General features: G+C 69.0%; 20 protein-coding genes. 1 reads left to right on the top strand and 19 read right to left on the bottom strand.

Features of this window, described 5'->3' with window-relative positions; translation table 11 throughout:
- Positions 1-30: 30 nt before the first annotated feature.
- The 7 genes from L6E10_RS30150 to L6E10_RS30120 form a co-directional block, all read right to left on the bottom strand.
- On the bottom strand, positions 31-291 hold the full coding sequence (locus L6E10_RS30150) for a hypothetical protein (RefSeq protein ID WP_236223538.1): 261 nt from the start codon (positions 289-291) through the stop codon (positions 31-33).
- The gene (locus L6E10_RS30145; protein ID WP_236223537.1) at positions 291-722 is read right to left on the bottom strand and encodes a hypothetical protein; all 432 of its coding nucleotides are present in this window, start codon (positions 720-722) and stop codon (positions 291-293) included. The genes L6E10_RS30150 and L6E10_RS30145 overlap by 1 nt, the downstream gene beginning before the upstream one ends.
- A 149-nt stretch (positions 723-871) precedes the next feature.
- A complete protein-coding gene (locus tag L6E10_RS30140) occupies positions 872-1,144 on the bottom strand; it encodes a hypothetical protein (protein WP_236223536.1) in 273 nt (90 codons plus the stop codon).
- Positions 1,145-1,190: 46 nt separating this feature from the next.
- Positions 1,191-1,736, bottom strand: a complete 546-nt coding sequence (locus tag L6E10_RS30135) for a hypothetical protein (RefSeq protein WP_236223535.1) — start codon at positions 1,734-1,736, stop codon at positions 1,191-1,193.
- 35 nt (positions 1,737-1,771) lie between these two features.
- Positions 1,772-2,674, bottom strand: coding sequence for a PD-(D/E)XK nuclease family protein (locus L6E10_RS30130; protein ID WP_236223534.1), 903 nt, complete (start codon positions 2,672-2,674; stop codon positions 1,772-1,774).
- Positions 2,671-3,039, bottom strand: coding sequence for a hypothetical protein (locus tag L6E10_RS30125; RefSeq protein WP_236223533.1), 369 nt, complete (start codon positions 3,037-3,039; stop codon positions 2,671-2,673). The genes L6E10_RS30130 and L6E10_RS30125 overlap by 4 nt, the downstream gene beginning before the upstream one ends.
- A 327-nt stretch (positions 3,040-3,366) precedes the next feature.
- Positions 3,367-3,795 (bottom strand): hypothetical protein, encoded by a 429-nt coding sequence (locus tag L6E10_RS30120; RefSeq protein ID WP_236223532.1) that lies wholly within the window; start codon positions 3,793-3,795, stop codon positions 3,367-3,369.
- 103 nt (positions 3,796-3,898) lie between these two features.
- Here L6E10_RS30120 and L6E10_RS30115 point away from each other — a divergent pair, with 103 nt between their 5' ends.
- Positions 3,899-4,228, top strand: coding sequence for a hypothetical protein (locus tag L6E10_RS30115; protein ID WP_236223531.1), 330 nt, complete (start codon positions 3,899-3,901; stop codon positions 4,226-4,228).
- A 69-nt stretch (positions 4,229-4,297) separates the two neighbouring features.
- Here L6E10_RS30115 and L6E10_RS30110 read toward each other — a convergent pair whose 3' ends face one another.
- From L6E10_RS30110 to L6E10_RS30055, 12 genes are all read right to left on the bottom strand, one after another.
- Positions 4,298-4,525 carry a hypothetical protein gene (locus tag L6E10_RS30110; RefSeq protein ID WP_236223530.1) on the bottom strand — a complete coding sequence of 76 codons (228 nt, stop codon included), beginning with the start codon at positions 4,523-4,525 and terminating at the stop codon, positions 4,298-4,300.
- A 97-nt stretch (positions 4,526-4,622) separates the two neighbouring features.
- Positions 4,623-4,970, bottom strand: a complete 348-nt coding sequence (locus tag L6E10_RS30105; protein WP_236223529.1) for a DUF2746 domain-containing protein — start codon at positions 4,968-4,970, stop codon at positions 4,623-4,625.
- Positions 4,967-6,256 carry a tail fiber domain-containing protein gene (locus tag L6E10_RS30100; RefSeq protein WP_236223528.1) on the bottom strand — a complete coding sequence of 430 codons (1,290 nt, stop codon included), beginning with the start codon at positions 6,254-6,256 and terminating at the stop codon, positions 4,967-4,969. The genes L6E10_RS30105 and L6E10_RS30100 overlap by 4 nt, the downstream gene beginning before the upstream one ends.
- A 75-nt stretch (positions 6,257-6,331) precedes the next feature.
- Entirely contained in the window at positions 6,332-6,670 is a 339-nt protein-coding gene (locus L6E10_RS30095) for a hypothetical protein (RefSeq protein WP_236223527.1), read from the bottom strand.
- A gap of 9 nt (positions 6,671-6,679) precedes the next feature.
- Complete coding sequence (locus tag L6E10_RS30090) at positions 6,680-7,450, bottom strand: hypothetical protein (protein WP_236223526.1); 771 nt, start codon at positions 7,448-7,450, stop codon at positions 6,680-6,682.
- On the bottom strand, positions 7,450-7,770 hold the full coding sequence (locus L6E10_RS30085; RefSeq protein ID WP_236223525.1) for a hypothetical protein: 321 nt from the start codon (positions 7,768-7,770) through the stop codon (positions 7,450-7,452). The genes L6E10_RS30090 and L6E10_RS30085 overlap by 1 nt, the downstream gene beginning before the upstream one ends.
- A gap of 3 nt (positions 7,771-7,773) precedes the next feature.
- Positions 7,774-8,991: a siphovirus ReqiPepy6 Gp37-like family protein gene (locus L6E10_RS30080; protein ID WP_236223524.1), complete on the bottom strand. Its 1,218-nt coding sequence runs from the start codon at positions 8,989-8,991 to the stop codon at positions 7,774-7,776.
- A complete protein-coding gene (locus tag L6E10_RS30075; RefSeq protein WP_236223523.1) occupies positions 8,991-10,445 on the bottom strand; it encodes a phage tail domain-containing protein in 1,455 nt (484 codons plus the stop codon). The genes L6E10_RS30080 and L6E10_RS30075 overlap by 1 nt, the downstream gene beginning before the upstream one ends.
- A complete protein-coding gene (locus tag L6E10_RS30070) occupies positions 10,446-14,204 on the bottom strand; it encodes a hypothetical protein (RefSeq protein WP_236223522.1) in 3,759 nt (1,252 codons plus the stop codon).
- 3 nt (positions 14,205-14,207) lie between these two features.
- Positions 14,208-14,471: a hypothetical protein gene (locus tag L6E10_RS30065; protein WP_236223521.1), complete on the bottom strand. Its 264-nt coding sequence runs from the start codon at positions 14,469-14,471 to the stop codon at positions 14,208-14,210.
- A gap of 110 nt (positions 14,472-14,581) precedes the next feature.
- On the bottom strand, positions 14,582-14,935 hold the full coding sequence (locus tag L6E10_RS30060) for a phage tail assembly protein (protein ID WP_236223520.1): 354 nt from the start codon (positions 14,933-14,935) through the stop codon (positions 14,582-14,584).
- 132 nt (positions 14,936-15,067) lie between these two features.
- A complete protein-coding gene (locus tag L6E10_RS30055) occupies positions 15,068-15,826 on the bottom strand; it encodes a hypothetical protein (protein ID WP_236223519.1) in 759 nt (252 codons plus the stop codon).
- Positions 15,827-15,843: the final 17 nt, after the last annotated feature.

Genomic DNA, 15,843 nt, shown 5'->3' with positions numbered 1-15,843 from the left:
CCGCGAGGGCGTGAGCAACTGCGATGCCTCCTAGGCCCGCGGGGGCCAGTGGTAGTGGCCGGGGGTCGGCTCCTCCGCGAACGGCACGCCGGGCAGCGGGTGCGCGTACGGGGCGACCTGGTTGAAGATCAGCAGGTCCGCGGTGGAGCCGTCCCCGTGGACGTCGGTGATGAGCGCGGCGCGCGTGGCGCCGCCGGGGTCGGTCGTGTAGTGCACGAGCCGAGCCACGCTGGGGGTCGGGGCCGAGGCGGACCGGGAAGCCCGCCTCGTGCCCTGCTGCGCCTCGGCCATCAGTCGAAGTCGGGCGCGTCCGACATGGCGGCCTGGAGCGCCGCCTCGCGCTTGGTCGCGTAGGCCACGACCTTCTGCTGGGAGGCGCGGTCGACCTGGCGCCACACCCAGGCCGGCTTCGAGCCGGGCGTCTTGCTCGGCACCTGCGCCAGGGTCACGACGGTCGCCTGACCGACGAGCTGGCCGAGGTCGCGGGCCAGGACGGTCTGCTCGACGCGGACGCCCTGCTGGATCTCCGGCTCGCCGTTGTCGAGGTCGGCCGGGGACATGAAGGCGGAGATGTCCACGAGGGCCGAGTCCTTCGGGCCGTGCGGCGTCGGCCGCTGGCGCTCGAACGACTTGACCTCGACGAGGATCGCGACAGCGCCCTGAAGCTCGGCGGGCTTGAGCCAGCCACCGGACTGGTTGGGGATGTCGGCGAAGGTCAGCACTGTTGGGGTTCTCCCTAGGTTGGGGGTGATGAAGGTGGAGCGAGAGCCGGATCTCTCAGGTTACCCAAGCGGCTCAAGGAAAGGCGAGGTCAGAGCCTCGCCGAAGATGTTCTCAGGTTACACAACTCGGAGCGGAAGTGCAACCCCTGTTAGCGCGTGATGTCGCGGAGCTTCTTGGCGGACGCGCGGTTCTGCGCGGCCGAGAACTCGGCGAACGCGGCCTGGCCGGCGAGACGCTCGATCTCAGCCGCCGCCTCCTGCGCGACCATCTCCTGCTCGCGGGCGGCGTTCTCCAGCACCTCCGCGGCCTCGGTGTACTGCGCCAGCGCGCGGCTGGCCTGGTCGCTCGCCAGGGTCAGGCGCTCGGTCAGCGACGGCTCGGCGGGCTCGACGACGGGCTTGGTGAAGAGGGTCTTCAGCACGGTTGCGGTACCTCCTGGCGAGACGGAACGGGGGACGAGCGCGAGGTCAGGCGGCAGCCTTGAGCGCCCGGCCCTTGGCCTTGTAGGCGTCCATCAGCGAGCCGTCCGCGAAGGCGGCCTGGTTCTCCGCCCAGAGCTTCTTCAGCGCCTCAACCGAGGCGCAGGCGTCGATCCGCGCCAGCATCGGGTTCACGACGGGCTTGTCGTCGGTCGGCCAGGGCGGGTCCGCGGGCGAGGAGCTGGCGCTGGCCCAGACGTCCTCCGCGGTGGTCGACTCGCCGACCGGCCGCGCGCCCAGCTCGTCCTTGAGCAGCTTCATCGCCCGAGCCTCGGCCTCGGCCTCCGAGTCGCCGGAGGCGCTGGCCTGCATCCCCGCGGGCATCGGTGCACCCGAGGCGATCTTCGCGGCGAGCTGCACCAGCTCGTGCAGCGTGTGCTGCTCCGTCGAGTAGGAGTCGAGGCCGAAGTAGCCGATGAGGTCCTCGCGGATCTCGGCCGGCGAGCCGTAGAAGACCGCCCAGGGGTCGGCCTTGTCGCCCTTGCCCTTGATGGTGACCGTGACCCTGCGGGCGTTGCTGATCTCGTTGCTCACTGGAGTGTGGGCTCCTCTCGTTCGATGTCCTCAGGTTACACGATCGGGGAAGACTGTGCAACCTGAGATTTCGTCTCCTGCTTCTCCGGCGGCGTGAGGATGAGGTCATCCCTGACGGGCAGCTCGTTCGCTCGTCGGCCGCCGACCGCGCGGCAGTAGTCCCGAACGCCGCAGCCCCTGCACATCGACGTGACGTTGGGGAGGAAGACACCGTTGCGGATGCCTGCCCACGCCATCGCGTACTGCGCGTCGATGTACTCGTCGCTGTAGACCGTGAGGTCCTTGAGCCCGGTCAGCTCGCCGTCGCTCGCCATCCAGTAGGCGCCCCACTCGGCGTCGATGCCGTACTTGCGCCACAGGCCAACGCGGTAGCTGCCGAGCTGGATGGAGGACAGAGGCACCGCGCCGGTCTTGAGGTCGACGATGACGACCTGGCCGTCCGGCGTGATGTAGACGCGGTCGATGAACCCCAGGAACGGATCGCCCGCGACGGCCTCGTTGATCATGACCTCGATCCCGACCGAGCCGTCCGGCAGGATCGCGATCTTCCAGTCACTGGCTGACTTCCAGTCCAGCCACTTCTGCACGTAGAGGGGGCCGTAGATCAGCCACCACTCGTAGTCCTTCTTGTTCGGCCCGCCCGTGGGGCCGACGTTCTTGAGCTTCTTGCCCGAGGGCTTGACCTCGACGCCGTTCGCGCGCTCCTTGGCGAGCAGGCTGTCGAACGTCTCCTTGAAGCTCGGGATGTCGCCGTCTCGGCGACCAACCTCGGCGAGGTCGTGGGCCTCGGTGATCGTGTGGACCGCCGAGCCGGCAACCGTTGCGTACCAGGTGGAGCTGTTGAGCTTGTGTCCACGCTCCAGGCGCCAGCGCTCTCCGCACTCGGAGTAGGACGACAACGAGGAGTAGGACAGCCGGTTGGGGACCTGGATGGTCAAGCGGCCACCCGCGGCGCGACGATCACGGGGTCGATGCCGTCCTCGACGGGCTCGATCGGCACGAAGTAGCGGCGCACCCATCCGTCGTCGAGTAGTTCGGCCTCGCACTCGTTGAGCGGGATCGGCTCGTAGCCGAGCAAGGCCATGTAGGTCAGCGTGAGCGAAATCCAGGCGGAGGCGGTGCCGGGCGCCACGTCGACGTAGAAGTCGAACTCCTCGGTGTCGAGGTGGAAGCGGACCCGTCCGGCCGCCACGCCCTCAAGAAGAGGAGTGGTCCGGGCCTCCCGGATCGAAGAGTTGGCGCCGACGAGGATGGCAGGGATCGCGCCCGCGAGGGGTGCGTCGTGCAGTGGAGCTTGGTGCACTGCGGCGCTCCTTATGGGTAAGTTGAGATGTTCTGCTGTTGTTCTACCCGACCGGTCGTTGCTCTGTCAACGACAACTTTGGCGAGGGGAAGTGCGCCGCGACCCAGACGGGCTGATGCCGGTTCCATCGGGTATGAAACCACCGCTGTTACCACCTACCGGCAGGTAGTAAACATGCAATTATTACGATCAGGAAACGAGACAGCGCCCCGGCTAACAAGCTGGGGCGCTGTACTTTCGTCAGGTGCTGGTCTGACCAGTTGAAACTTCAACGGGTCATCAGGTGGATGCTCGGAGTGAGCTGTCGGCATGGCGCATCTCCATCGGCTACCCGTCCAGCGGACGTCGGATGAGGTCGTCGTCACGCTCCTCGCGCGGAACGTAGAAGAAGCCCTCCTCGGTGTCGGGGTCGTAGTGCACGACCGCCTGCTGCAACTTCACGGCATCCAGCCAGTTGATCAGGCGGGTTTCGTCCTGAGGCCGCAGCGGAAAGCCCTGCCGCCGGCGCGCTTCCAGCCGGAGCATGGTCAGCGGCGTCGCCCAGGAGTGCTCCTCCTTGACCTTCCACGGCACCAGCTCGGGGTCGCGAGCCATACGACCTTCGAAGTCGTGGCGGCGGCGGAAGTTGGACCACATGGATATGGAGGTCTCAACGTTGTACTTGCGCTTGTACTCCTCGACCATCCAGCTATATGGCTTGCCCTCCTCCATCCAGCGGACGACTTCACCCTCGTCCTGGATTTTGGACCTTGGCATGTTACACACTCCCTCGTGAGTTTGTGGCCCGGTTGCTGTGCGTGTAACCTTGGCACAAATGTCGTTTGGTCGCAAGTTATTCACCTTGTTAGGTGAGCATAACTTGATCGCGTCAGAGCAGCATGCGGAGGAGATAGTGATGAGGATTACAGTAACGGTATGCGACATCTGTCAGGACGCCGACCGGGAGACCAGGACCTGGCAGCTTCGCAACGTCGGTGAAGGCACGGCCGGCAACGTCGACCTGTGCGAGGAGCACGAGCAGCCCTTGGTCGCGCTACTGGAGAAGGCCCCCAAGGCGAACATCACGACACGCAAGACCAAGGCCCGAGGCGGAGGCACCACGACCCCGAAGGCGCGATACCGCCCACACGGGATCGCAGTCACCACGCCCGAGGAGATCGAGCGACTGAAGCGCAAGCAGGACTCGTAGTCACACAACGACGAAAAACGCCCCGCCCGCTGGACGAACCAGCAGGCGGGGCGTTTTGTGTTTCCGGGGTCAGCTCTCGTCGGAGTCGCCGGTCGCCGGGGTGACGGCGCCGCGCGCCCAGATGACGAGGACGGCGGTACCGAGCAGGTCGACGGCGCCAGCGATGGCGGCCTCGGCCTCCGGGTCGATCGGCAGGACGCCGAGCACGACGAGGGTGTGCAGAAGGCCGGTGATCGCGGCGACGATGGCGCCGCGGATGACGAGCGGCTCGCGGGAGGTGAGCGGGGTGGAAGCCACGGGGCTACTCCTTGGGGGTGAGGGGTGGGGAAACGCCGAACGCCCCCGCTGGCGCGTGGCCGGCGAGGGCGTTCGGGAGTTGAGGGGGCGGGCGGGGTCAGCGCCCGGCGTTGTCGATGTGCCGGTCCAGCCGCTCGGACACGGCCAGGCGCTCGGCGCGCTCGTGGGACAGGTCGCGGGCCAGTCCGCTGATCTCCTGGCCGTGCTCGCGCAGCGCCTCGTCGTGGCGGGCCTGCCCGGCGAGCACTCGGTCCAGCCCGGCGATGACCTTGTCCAGGTCGTCGCGCAGGTTCGTCGAGTGGCTGTTCTGGACCTGCTTGCGCGCCTCGGCGGTGTTCTCCTTGACCTCGGACAGCTTGCGGTCCTGCCGCTTGAGCAGCCCGAGGACGCCGCCGAGGAAGCCCAGGCCCGAGGTGATCAGGGCGATGAGTACGGGGTCGCTCACGCGCCACGCTCCATGAGGTCGTGGACGAGCCGCTCCAGGCGCTCGATCCGGCTCTGCTGGTCCTGGACGACCGGGAGGAGGGCGACGCCGAGCAGGTCGTAGCGCAGGGACATGATCACGCCGTCCTCGTTGCGCTGGACGATCTCCGGCAGCGTCTGGTCGACCTCCTCGGCGATGAGGCCGAGCTCGTCCTTGTGGTCGGTGTTCTTGCGGTCGTAGACCCGCGGGCGCAGCGCGAGCACGCGCTCCGGCTCGATCCAGTAGTCGCGGATGTTCTCCTTGAACCGCCGGGCCGAGGTGTTCTGGCAGAAGTTGCGGTTGCCGTCGACCCACGCCGCGTACCACGGGCCGGGGCCGGGACCGTTGGTGTGGACGCGGTCGGTGCCCCAGGCGCGGTTGACGTGGCCGTCGATCTCGTGTCCGGCGTGCCGGTGACCCCAGACGGCGTAGTCGCCGTGTCCGTGGTCAGCCCAGGACTTGTGGTTGACCAGGTAGTCCAGGTCGGCCTGAAGGCCGGAGATGTCGCCCTTGCCGTGCGTGTGGCCGGCGGGCGGGAACGAGCTGGGCTTGCCGGTGACGCTGTCCCAGGTGTGGGAGTGCGCGGACGGAGTGAACGAGCTGGGCACGCCGTCGAGGTCGTTCCAGTGGTGGCGGTGCGGGGCCGGGGCGAAGGTCGCCGGCTTGCCCTCGATCGTGTTCCACACGATGACCGGGGCCAGGTCAACCCAGGCCGTGCCGTTGAACCACTCCCAGCGCCCAGTGGACAGGTTCAGGCCCAGTGCGCCCACGCGAGGCGTGGACGGACGGGTCTCGGTGCGCCACACGCGGACGCGGCCACCCACGAACCGGCGATCGTCCTGCGGGGCTGCGGTGCCGATGTTGGTCGTGCCGACCGGGACGGGAACCTTGCCGAGTGGGGTCTCGAAGATGCCGGAGTCGGTTTGGGTGAGCGGCGGAAGGCCCGCGCCGGGCTCGCCCTTCACCACCTCCAGGCTGATCTTGTTCTGCGAGGGGTCCAGGCGCAGGACGACGCGGTCAGTGCGGGCGAGCGATTCGGCCGCCGGGATGGGTAGCCGTTCCACGGCGGTGGACTGCACGACGTGGCCGCGGACGATTGCCAGGCCCGGCTGGACGTCCACGTACATGCCGCCCGCGTCGGCGCTGACCGAGAAGGCCGTGCCGCTCGCGCTGTCCACGACGCCGGAGTCCTGAAGCTCGCGGAACAGCGCGCTGTACTGGGATTCGGTGGTGGACTGGTCGTCAAAGGGGTAGGAGCTGACTGCCACGAAGGTGCCCTCCTGCGGGCATGGGGAAGCCCTCCGCGCGGTCGTGGCGCAGAGGGCTTCAGGGGAACGGGGAGGCTAGGCGGGCTCGGGCTCGGGCTCGGGCTCGGGCGTCGGCTCAGGCGTGGGCTCAGGCGTGGGCTCAGGCGTGGGCTCAGGCGTGGGCTCGGGCGTGGGCTCGGGCGTCGGCTCAGGCGTGGGCTCAGGAGGCTGCCCGCCGATCGGCTGGACCTCGCTGGCGATGACCTCCAGAGCCACGACGTAGCGCAGTGCGGGCCGGAAGGCGGCCGGGTTGGGGTCGTCCGGCGCGGGCGCGTCGGTGAAGACGCCAAGGATCATGTCCGCGGCCTCGTCGTACTCCCAACCGAGCAGCCGCAGCGACACGCCAAGGATGGCGCTCGCGTTCGGGGTGGTCACCAGCGCCTCCTACTTGTCGGCGAAGAACGTCGCGTTGATCGTCAGGTAGGCGTCTCCGCCGCCCATGCGGTGGATCTCGCCGTTGGCGCGGAAGTCGACACGGTTGAAGGTGTCGGCCATGTTCTGAACGGTCAGGAGAGTCTGCGCGGGGCGGTAGCCGACCGGGAGGGTCGTGATGTGGCCGGCGCTGCCGAAACGGACAAGGCCGCGCACCTCCACCAGGGAGCTGGGGCCTTTGCGGCACTGCGCGGTCGCCCACTCCTCGCCGTAGTTGGACCACCCGTTCAGCAGCGTGAGGGGTTCCCAGCAGTCGTCGACTTCGCCAGTGCCCCAGCGGACGCGAGGGGCTCCTCCGGCGGAGTCGTTGCGGGTGACGATCATGACCCAGTGGGACGGGATCTCCCACGGGATGTCGTCGTTGTCGTCGGCGCTGGTGATGCGGAAGTTGTTGGGGTAGGTGTCGCCGTTCGTGCCGATGGGGAGCACGTACCAGAGCGTGGAGTAGGACCCCATCGGGATTCGGCCACCGGTCACGGTGACGCTGTCGCCGCCCGGAACCGGGTTGGGGATCACCGTGCCGTCCGGTGGCATTCGAATCCACCACGACGTGTCGGTCACGAGCATCGGGTGGTAGCCGTGGGCGTAGACCCGGAAGTCGTGCGACCACTGGACACTGCGGTCCCAGGCCACCGTCTTGGTGCCGCCGCCGGTCATTCCGAATTGGACCCTGATGGCGTGCAGCGCTGGGTCCGGGCCGTTGTTGAGGAACTGGTGTCCCATCAAGCCTCCATCTCCACGCCGCAGGCGTGCAGCGCCGCGCCGTAGGTTCCGTCAGCCCAGGCTTGAATGGTCTGGCCCGCTTCGAGCACCTGGGCGCAGTCGAGCGTGAAGACGCCGCCGGGGCTGAGCTTGACGTCGTGGAGCACGAACACGTCGTCCAGCTTCAGGAAGTTCGCGCTCTCGGAGTCGCTCCCGGTCCTGTAGTTGGAGAGGAGCAGGCTGGTCACCACCCATCGCTTGCCCGCCGGCACCGTTGCGACGACCTCGCCGTACGTGCTCCCGAGTTCCGTGCGGACAAAGGTCTTCGGCGTCATCGCCACGAGCTACCACGCCCCCATCAAGCTCATGACCGCCGCGTCGTCCGCGGCCGTCGTTCCGATCTCTGCGTTGCGCTCCAGGGCGCTGATGCGCTTGCGCGCGTTCTCCAGTCGCCGGTTCAGCGTCTCGCTGCGGTCGAACTGGCGCGGGTCGCCGAGGACGACGCCGAGCTGCACGCCGGTCGCGCCGACCGTGAGCACGTAGCCGGTTGCGACGGCCGACAGCTCACCGGAGCCGACGACGGCCGAGACGCGGTCGCCCAGGTACCAGTCGATGCCGAAGCGCATCGCGCTGTCGTCGGTGGGGACCGCGCGCATGGCGACAGCCGTGAAGCCCTCCTCGGCGAGGACCTCGTCCGCGGCCTGCTGGTACTCCTCGGGGTCGTCGGTCTGGCGCTGGTCGACGAACCGCTCGATCCGCCGACCCCAGTCCTGTTCCGCCTCGACAGCTTCGGGCGTGGTGGCCGCGAGGAAGTCGCGGTTCTCCAGCTCACCCTGGCCGCCCACGATGACGCGCGTGACGCCAGGAGCGGCGACGGCGACGGACTGGGAGGCCAGGGTGCCGGTCAGCACGTCGAGCCGGATCTCCAGCGAGCGGTCGAGGACCTGGTAGGTCTCGAACACCAGCTCGTCGCTGCGCTGCACCACGCGGAAGCCGAGGTCGGCCATCACGGCGACGTCGGCAATCAGGCTGCCCAGCACGGGGAACCGGGCCGACTTCTTGACCACCGGACCACGGGCCAGGTTGGTGCCCATGCGCAGCCTCGCCTTGCGGCGTGCGGCCGGTGCACCCGGACCGCAGTTGGCGTTGACGAAGCCGTGGATAACGCTCTCGGCGTCGCCCTGGCGCACGTCGTGCGAGGCGGCCTGCGTGGTCGGGTCCGGATTGGACGGTTGCGGCCAGGCCAGCATGTCGGCCAGCACGACGGAGTCCGAGACGCCCTCGAAGCTGACCATGCCGGCGGTGTCGTTGGCGGAGGTGACCACGACCGGGCTGATTGTGGGGCCGGACATGAGGATGTCCTGCGGGCCGGTGACGATGACCCCGGAGCCGGGCTGGCGCAGGGCGTCCGCGAGGGGATGCTCTGCGGCCAGCTCCAGCTTCCAAGACCCGACGCCGTTGTGCTCACCCTTCAGGTGCAGGTTGAGTTCGTCGGGCCGGATCAGCCCCAGGCGCTTGAGGTCACGGTCGCGTACCTCGACCGTGAGATCGGAGAGCCGCATCAGACCACCAGCCACTTCCGGGGACGCCACGAGCAGATGATCGACGAGCGGCCGACCGTGATGACGCCGCGCTGCACCGACGCCGAGGCGTGCGGCTCGCCCGTCCACTCGAAGATGTTGATCTGCGAGTCAGGCAGGCCGCCGTCGAAGTAGGCGCCCGCAGAGCCGGCCGCCTCGATCAGGACGTCGCCGCACATCGCCACCGACCCCACGGGGGGCGCGGCGCGAGCGGAGCTGCCGTACCAGAGCACCACCACGTCGAGGTTGTTGGCCGGGACGGCGTTGATTGTCGTACCTGACACCGCGACGTCGGCCCAGGCCGCGGTGGGCACGGGCAGGACCGGTCCGAAGAAGTGGTAGGTCGACGTGTCGCGCTGCCGCATCGCCACGCGGAAGTGGGTGGCACCATCAGAGAAAGCCACCTTGCAGCGCGCCGACACCGTCTGCCCCGCCGCGAAGGCCGCGGTCGAGCTGGCCGAGAAGATGAAGGGGCTGTTGCCCGACGAGGACACCGCGCGCACCGCCTTGCCGCCCCAGGGGGCATCCACGAGGGTCTCCGTGCCGGTGGCCTGCCAGTTGGTCAGCGTCGCCGGCACCGGATTGGGGCACAGGTTGGTGCGCTGCACCGCGCCGGGGGCGATGGTGCCGGGTGAGATGTCGTACAGGGCCGCGGTCGCCGAGCTGAGGCCCGGCGGGATCGCCCAGAAGCGCGGCGCGGCAGCGAGTTCGGCGTAGCGGTTGGCGCCGTTGTGGTCGACGACCGTTCCCCGCTGCGTGTCGATGATCAGGCGCTCGCCTGCGGCCAGGGTGCCGCGCCAGTGCAGCCGTTCGCCGCCGGGCGAGACCGCCTCGAAGTCCCTGCCGGGGCCGGTGACTTCCCAGGTCGGGAAGGCGTCGGCGTTGCCCAGGTTCTCGAGTTGGATTTGTCCGATCGCCTGCGAGCTGACAACCGGCATCTTCGCCAGGTTGGGCAGCAGGCCGCGGACGCCGGTCTGCTCGCCGACGACCTTGCGAGTGGGCACCGAGCCGGTGAAGAACGGGTCCCCGGCCCGCAGGGTGAGGATCAGGAGCAGGTCGTCCTCGCCCGTGGTGTCCGCGCCGAAGACGTAGTCGCCGCCGCCGACGCGGACCACCTCGGTAGTCCAGGAGGTTCCGTCGTCCTCGACGAACCGCAGGGTGCACGGCCCGGCCAGCATGATCGCCAGCCGGGACAGCGTGCGCTGAAGGTCGTCGCGGCCAGACGCCTGGATCAGCAGGGGCAGGTCGATGTCGCGCGGAAGGACTCGCCGGCCGCGGTATCGAGCGCCGTCTCCGGCGCCGCTGAGCCACTGCACCGACACGGGGGGCAGGCCGAGCCCGGTTGCACCGGACAGGGCCTGCACCCCCCTTCCCTTTTTCAGGACGTCGTCGAGATCGAAGGTGTCGGTCGCGGATTCGAGTTGCAGTCGTGGCACTTACCAGCCCACCATCCTTGCGCGGCCTGCGGCTGCAAACAGGTCCTCCTCGGAGGAGATGCTGCTACCGGGTGCCGCGTAGTAGTTGAGAACCTTCTGGGTGCCGTCCCTGCCGCTCGCCAGCGCGCCGTCCGCCATCCCCGCCGCCCGCCGCGTGACGCTGGGAGCGTCCACTCCGGGGAGGGCGAAGTCGGTGTCGGCAACGTCATCGGTGAGGCCCCGCAACGACTTCCGCACCGCGTCGTAGCGCGATTCGAGGCCGTCGATGAAGCCGTCGATGACGAGCTGGCCGGCGCCGCGCAGGATGGTCCGGTCGCGAGGGGCCGGTCCCTTCCAGTCGGGCAGGAGTGCGGTCAGCTCGGAGAGCGCGGCCTGCACCCGCCCGAAGGCGCTGCGGATTCCCGCGAGGAACCCGTCGATCACCTGGCGTCCAGCGTCGACGAGGAGCTGACCCAGCGGGCCGAGCGACGAGACGATGCGGCCGGGGATGCCGCGGACCCAGTTGATGACGTCGTTCACGCCGTCGCGGACGGCGTCGGACATGAACTGCATGGCGCTGCGGGACTTCGACTGCAAGTCCTGCCATCCGGCCGACCAGCGCTCGCGCATCTGCCCGAGGCTTTCCGTCAGCGGTGCCACCATGTTCGAGCCGAGGAAGATGCTGAAGGCGCCGCTGATCATGGACCAGATTCCCGAGGCGATTTCCTTGACCCCGCGCCAGACTCGGCCCCAGTCCGCCGTGAAGAACCCGGCGAAGACGTCCCAGTAGCCCTTCATGGCAGCGAAAGCGCCCGAGAAGGCCGAGGCCAGTCCACTGAGGACTTCCGCGAAGTTCTCGCCGAGGTAGGACGCCAGCAGGCGTGCCGCGGGGAGGACGTCCTCGCGGAACACGGCCGCCGCCTTGCCGGCCTCGGTGATCATCGGGCCGAAGACCTCGGCCAGCTTGACGATCATGTCGACCAGGCGGGGCAGGGCCTCCTCCGCGAAAGCGACGAAGGCCGGGACGAGGGTCTCGCTCGCCAGCGTCGCCAGCTCGGCGAAGCTCGGCAGGAGCGGAGTCACCGCCTCGGTGATCCGGGCGAGCGCGTCGGCGACGAGCGGGATCAGCTTGACCAGCTCGGGCAGCAGGCGCTCGACCATGCCACCCCACACGCCGACCATCTGCACGAATAGCTCGGCCAGCTTGGGGAGCAGGCCGCTGGTGACCAGCGAGTCAAGGGCGGTGACGAGCGCGTCGCCGATGAGCGGGAGCAGGCGCTCCAGCACCGGCAGCAAGCCGTTGATCGCGGTCGTGAGTGCCGGCACCAGTGCCGTGTCGGCCGCTCGCGCGAGCGCGTCGGCGACACGCAGCAGGACCGGGGACAGCGCCTCGGCCACGCGCAGCAGGCCGTCGCCCAGGACGCCGACCAGTCGAGTGATGCTCGGCGCGAGCCGGATCACGACCTCGGCCAGGGTCCCGAGGATCTCGGCCGCCAGCGGGCCGAGGACGCGAGCGAACTCGCCCACGAGGATGGCGAGCTTGCCCAGGGCGACAGCGACCGGCCCGAAGGCGGGTCCCAGTGCGGCCAGGGCGTCGCGCAGCGCCTCGAACATGAGCACCAGGCCGCCCTGGAAGGCGGGGTGGCTCAGGGCCGTAGCGACGTCGTTGAGCAGCGTGCCGAGGGCCTCGCCGACCATCGGGAGGATGGCGGTGAGGGTCCGGCCCAGCGTCTCCATCAGGCGCGCGACCGCGGGACCCGAGATCGAGGCGATGAGGTCCATCGCCTGGTGCGCCGCGCGGAAGACGTCGGTCATGCCGCTCTGGAAGCGCTCGCCGTTGACGATGTCCGCGATGCGGGTCAGCGCGTCGGCCAGCGATCCCAGCGTGGAGCCACCCGCGGCCTCGGCCGCCTTGAACATCCCGTTGAAGATCCGTCCGATTTGGACGATGATCGTGCCGAGGTCGGCGAGCGCCTGGATGCCGTTGTCGATCCAGGTCTGGAGTCGGCCGTCCGCGGACGCCTGCCCGAGGAAGTCGTCCAGGCGCCGGGAGATGTCGACGAACCACTGCGCCAGGCGGGGCAGGTAGGACGAGCCGACCGTGCCGAGCTTGGCGAGGATTCCGGCGTAGGCGTCGGTGCCCTTGCCCGCGCGGTTGATCGACTCAACCAGCGAGTCGAACATGCCGGCCAGGACGCTGGGGCCGAGCGACTTGCGCAGGGAGTTCGAGAGGTTGGCGAAGAACCCGCCGAGCGCGTCAGCGGTTCGGCCGGCGCCCTTCTCCAGGGAGGGGAAGAGGTCGTTGACCAGGCGGCGGATCGGCGCCTCGGCCACCTTCCAGAACCGCTCGGAGAGCTGGTCCTGCAAGCTGGACAGGCGCGTCTTGACCTCGGGGAGGACCTCATTGAAGTCCTTGAGCACCGCGATGGCGATGCCCACTCCGACCGCGATGCCGCCGAAGATGCCGGGCAGTGCGAGTGCCGCTCCGCCGATCTGCGCCAGCGACGCCGACAGGGTGAAGAGGTTGCTCACGGCAGTGAGCGCCCAGCCGGCGAGGCCCGCGATGGCGAGTGCGATCGAGCCGATGATCGGGACGTTCTTGTCCAGGTTGGACAGTGACTCGCCGAGCTGGCGAATCCAGTTCGCCGCGACGCGGGCGCCGGACAGCGAGGCGAGCACGGCGCTCACTCGCGCGGCCGACGCCTTGTTGATGTCGACGAAAATCTGCACCCGGCGGGCACGGGTCAGCGCCGCCAGCTTGGCCTGGGTCGCCTTCTGCGCGAGCGCGTTGACGTCGGTGTGGATCTCGGCGGTCAGGCCGTCGATCCGGTCCTCAATCTCCTCGATCTCGCGTTCCAGCTTGCGCCGGGCGACCGGGTCCAGCTCGGGCTTGATCTGGGCCTTGAGCTGCTCGATCTTCTCGGCGTGCGCCTCGATCTGGCGCATGGTGCGCTGCACCACGGCCTGGTCGAGGGTCGGCGCGATCTTCACGCCGTCGAGGCGCTGCTGCACGCGCTTGCGGATCTCGTCCGCCTTGGCGTAGTTGACCGCCAGCTCCAGATCCGAGTGGATCTTGAGGTTGCGCTCCAGGTCGGCCTTGGCCTTCTCCAGGGAGGCGCGGTCGGGCTTGACCTTGATCTCGACCTCGCGGAGCTTCTCCAGCTCGGCGTCGATCTTCGAGATGGCGGACTTGAGCGAGGAGGCGCTGCCCGCGTTGACCCGGATGTCCACAGTGGACGTCGCGTCGAGCTGGGCCTTGAGGTCCTTGCGGGCCTTGTCCAGCGACGCCTTGTCCATCTTGACCTTGAGGTCGACCTCTTCGAGCTTCTCCAGCTCGGCGTCGATCTTGGCGATGGCGCGCTGAAGGGAGGACGCGCTGCCGGGCCGGACCTTCAGGTTCAGCGTGGCGATGTTCGCGAGCTGCTTCTCCAGCGCGCCCAGCTTGCTCGTCAGGTCAGCGCGGTCGAGCTTGACCTTGATTTCCTTCTCGTCCAGCGCGTCCAGCTCGGCGCGCAGGCGCGCGATGGCCCGCTGCACCGAACTCTGGTCGTCCATCTTCACGCGCAGCGTGATCGCGTCGAGCTGCTTGGCCGCGGTCTCGCGCACCTTGCGCGCCTGCGCCTTCATGCCGCTCGTGTCGAGGTTCGGCTTGATGACGACCTTGACGTCCCGCAGGGCCTTCTCGATGGCGTTGAGCTGGCGCTCGGCGTCGGGCCGGAAGTCGTCCGTGTTCGGCAGGACCTTGACCGCCACGCGGCCGATGATCTGAGTACCGGGCATGGGCTACCTCCGGGAGAACCGCGCGTGCAGATCCGCGACGCTCACGCGCTTCTTGGGCGCGGGCTCGGCGGCCTTCGGCTTGTCGTTGGGGCGCGGCCACTCCGGGAACCTCGGGGGCTTCTTGCCCCAGTTGCCGGTCGCGCGGGTTTGCAGGTTGATGGCGTCGTAGGTGTCGGCCCGCATGTGCCGGTCGACGCCCCAGCCGAAGTGCTGCAACCCGCCGTTGGCGAGGGCAGCGGTCATGGAGGTGTCGGGAAGCCTCTGCACCAGAGCGAGGACAAGGGCCGGAGCCGGTCCGCGGCACTCGATCACGTCCACCAGGTCGATGCCGTAGTGGAAGCGCAGGTCCGCGTACAGGCCCCGGCCGTAGTCGTCGATCAGGCGACAGAGGACGAGGCTTCCCCCACCGACTGGCCCTCCGTGTAGCGCTCGAACACCTCGGCCAGCACACCGAGGTCGTCGCCGATCGCGGAGATGAGCAGCTTGGCCTGCGCGGGGGTCTGGGCGACGATGCGCAACGCCTCCTGGAAGATCGCCGTCTGGTCGACGTCCTCGTCCTCGCCCGCCTCGGCCTCCATCTGCTTCTGGATGCCGATGAGCCTGTCGCGCTGCTCCTTCTTCATCCGCAGCGGGTTGAGCAGGCGCACGGTCGTCTCGCCCACGGTGATGTCGGTGGAGCCGTACTTGCGGTCGGCGGCGGCGCGGATGTCGTCGAGGGAGAAGCTGGACACGGTTTGCGGACCTCCAGAAGCGGGGCAGGACAAGGGGAAGCGGACCGAGGAAGTGCCACCACGAGGGGTGGCCCGGCGTGCACGCGGGTCCGCAAGGCACGTGCACGCCGGACGTCAGGAGGAGCGCGCGGGTCAGGCCGCCGCGCCGGACTCCCAGGAGTCGCCGTCCCAGTGGGCCTGCGAGGAGTCGCCGAGCACGACGTGCTGGCCGGTGGTCCACGCGGTGGTCGGGGAGGCGGTGATCGAGCCTGCGCGCAGCGCCGCGAGGTCGGCGGGCAGCGCCGCCCCGGTCGGGGTGAAGGCGCCGGGCGTGCCCGCCGTCGCGCCTGTGGCGACCACGGAGGTCGGGGTGCTCGCCAGTGGGGTCACCGCGTAGGTCCACGTGTTCGTGCCGTGCACCAGTGGGGTGATACCGATCGGCATGCCGGCGAGCGACTCCGTGTCCGAAAGCGACATGTCGTCCGCGCGGTAGATTTCCGCCTTGGGCGCGTAGAAGGCGAAGAGGTTGTCGCCGTCCACGAACACGACCAGCACCGCGCACACGGTCGGCTTCGGGTCGGTCGGGACGCCCAGCGTGCCGTTGGCCAGAAGGGGCGCGTTCGCGCCGTAGAACAGGCGCAGGCCCTTGACGTCGAACTGCTGGAGGGTGAACAACATCCTCTCGGTGCGCGCCGAGTAGCGGGTGCGCAGCGTCTTGTTCTGGAGCGTCGCCAGCACCGTGGCCTCGCCGCCCTCGGAGGTGATGCTGAGCAGCTCCTCCAAGGAGGTGTGGCCGACGTTGTCCCACGGGGCCGGGGGCGAGGTCAGGTCGGAGGGCATCTCCGTGCCGGTCGGGGCCAGCAGGTAGTTGCCGGTGTCGATGACGAGAGTGGCGCCGTCGTCGAGTGCCAAAGTCGTTCCCTCCCAAG

This window comes from Lentzea sp. CC55 (assembly GCF_021056325.1).
GTDB lineage: Bacteria > Actinomycetota > Actinomycetes > Mycobacteriales > Pseudonocardiaceae > Lentzea > Lentzea jiangxiensis.
The sequence above is the reverse complement of the archived record's forward strand: the minus strand, read 5'-3'. Positions and strand labels throughout refer to the sequence as shown.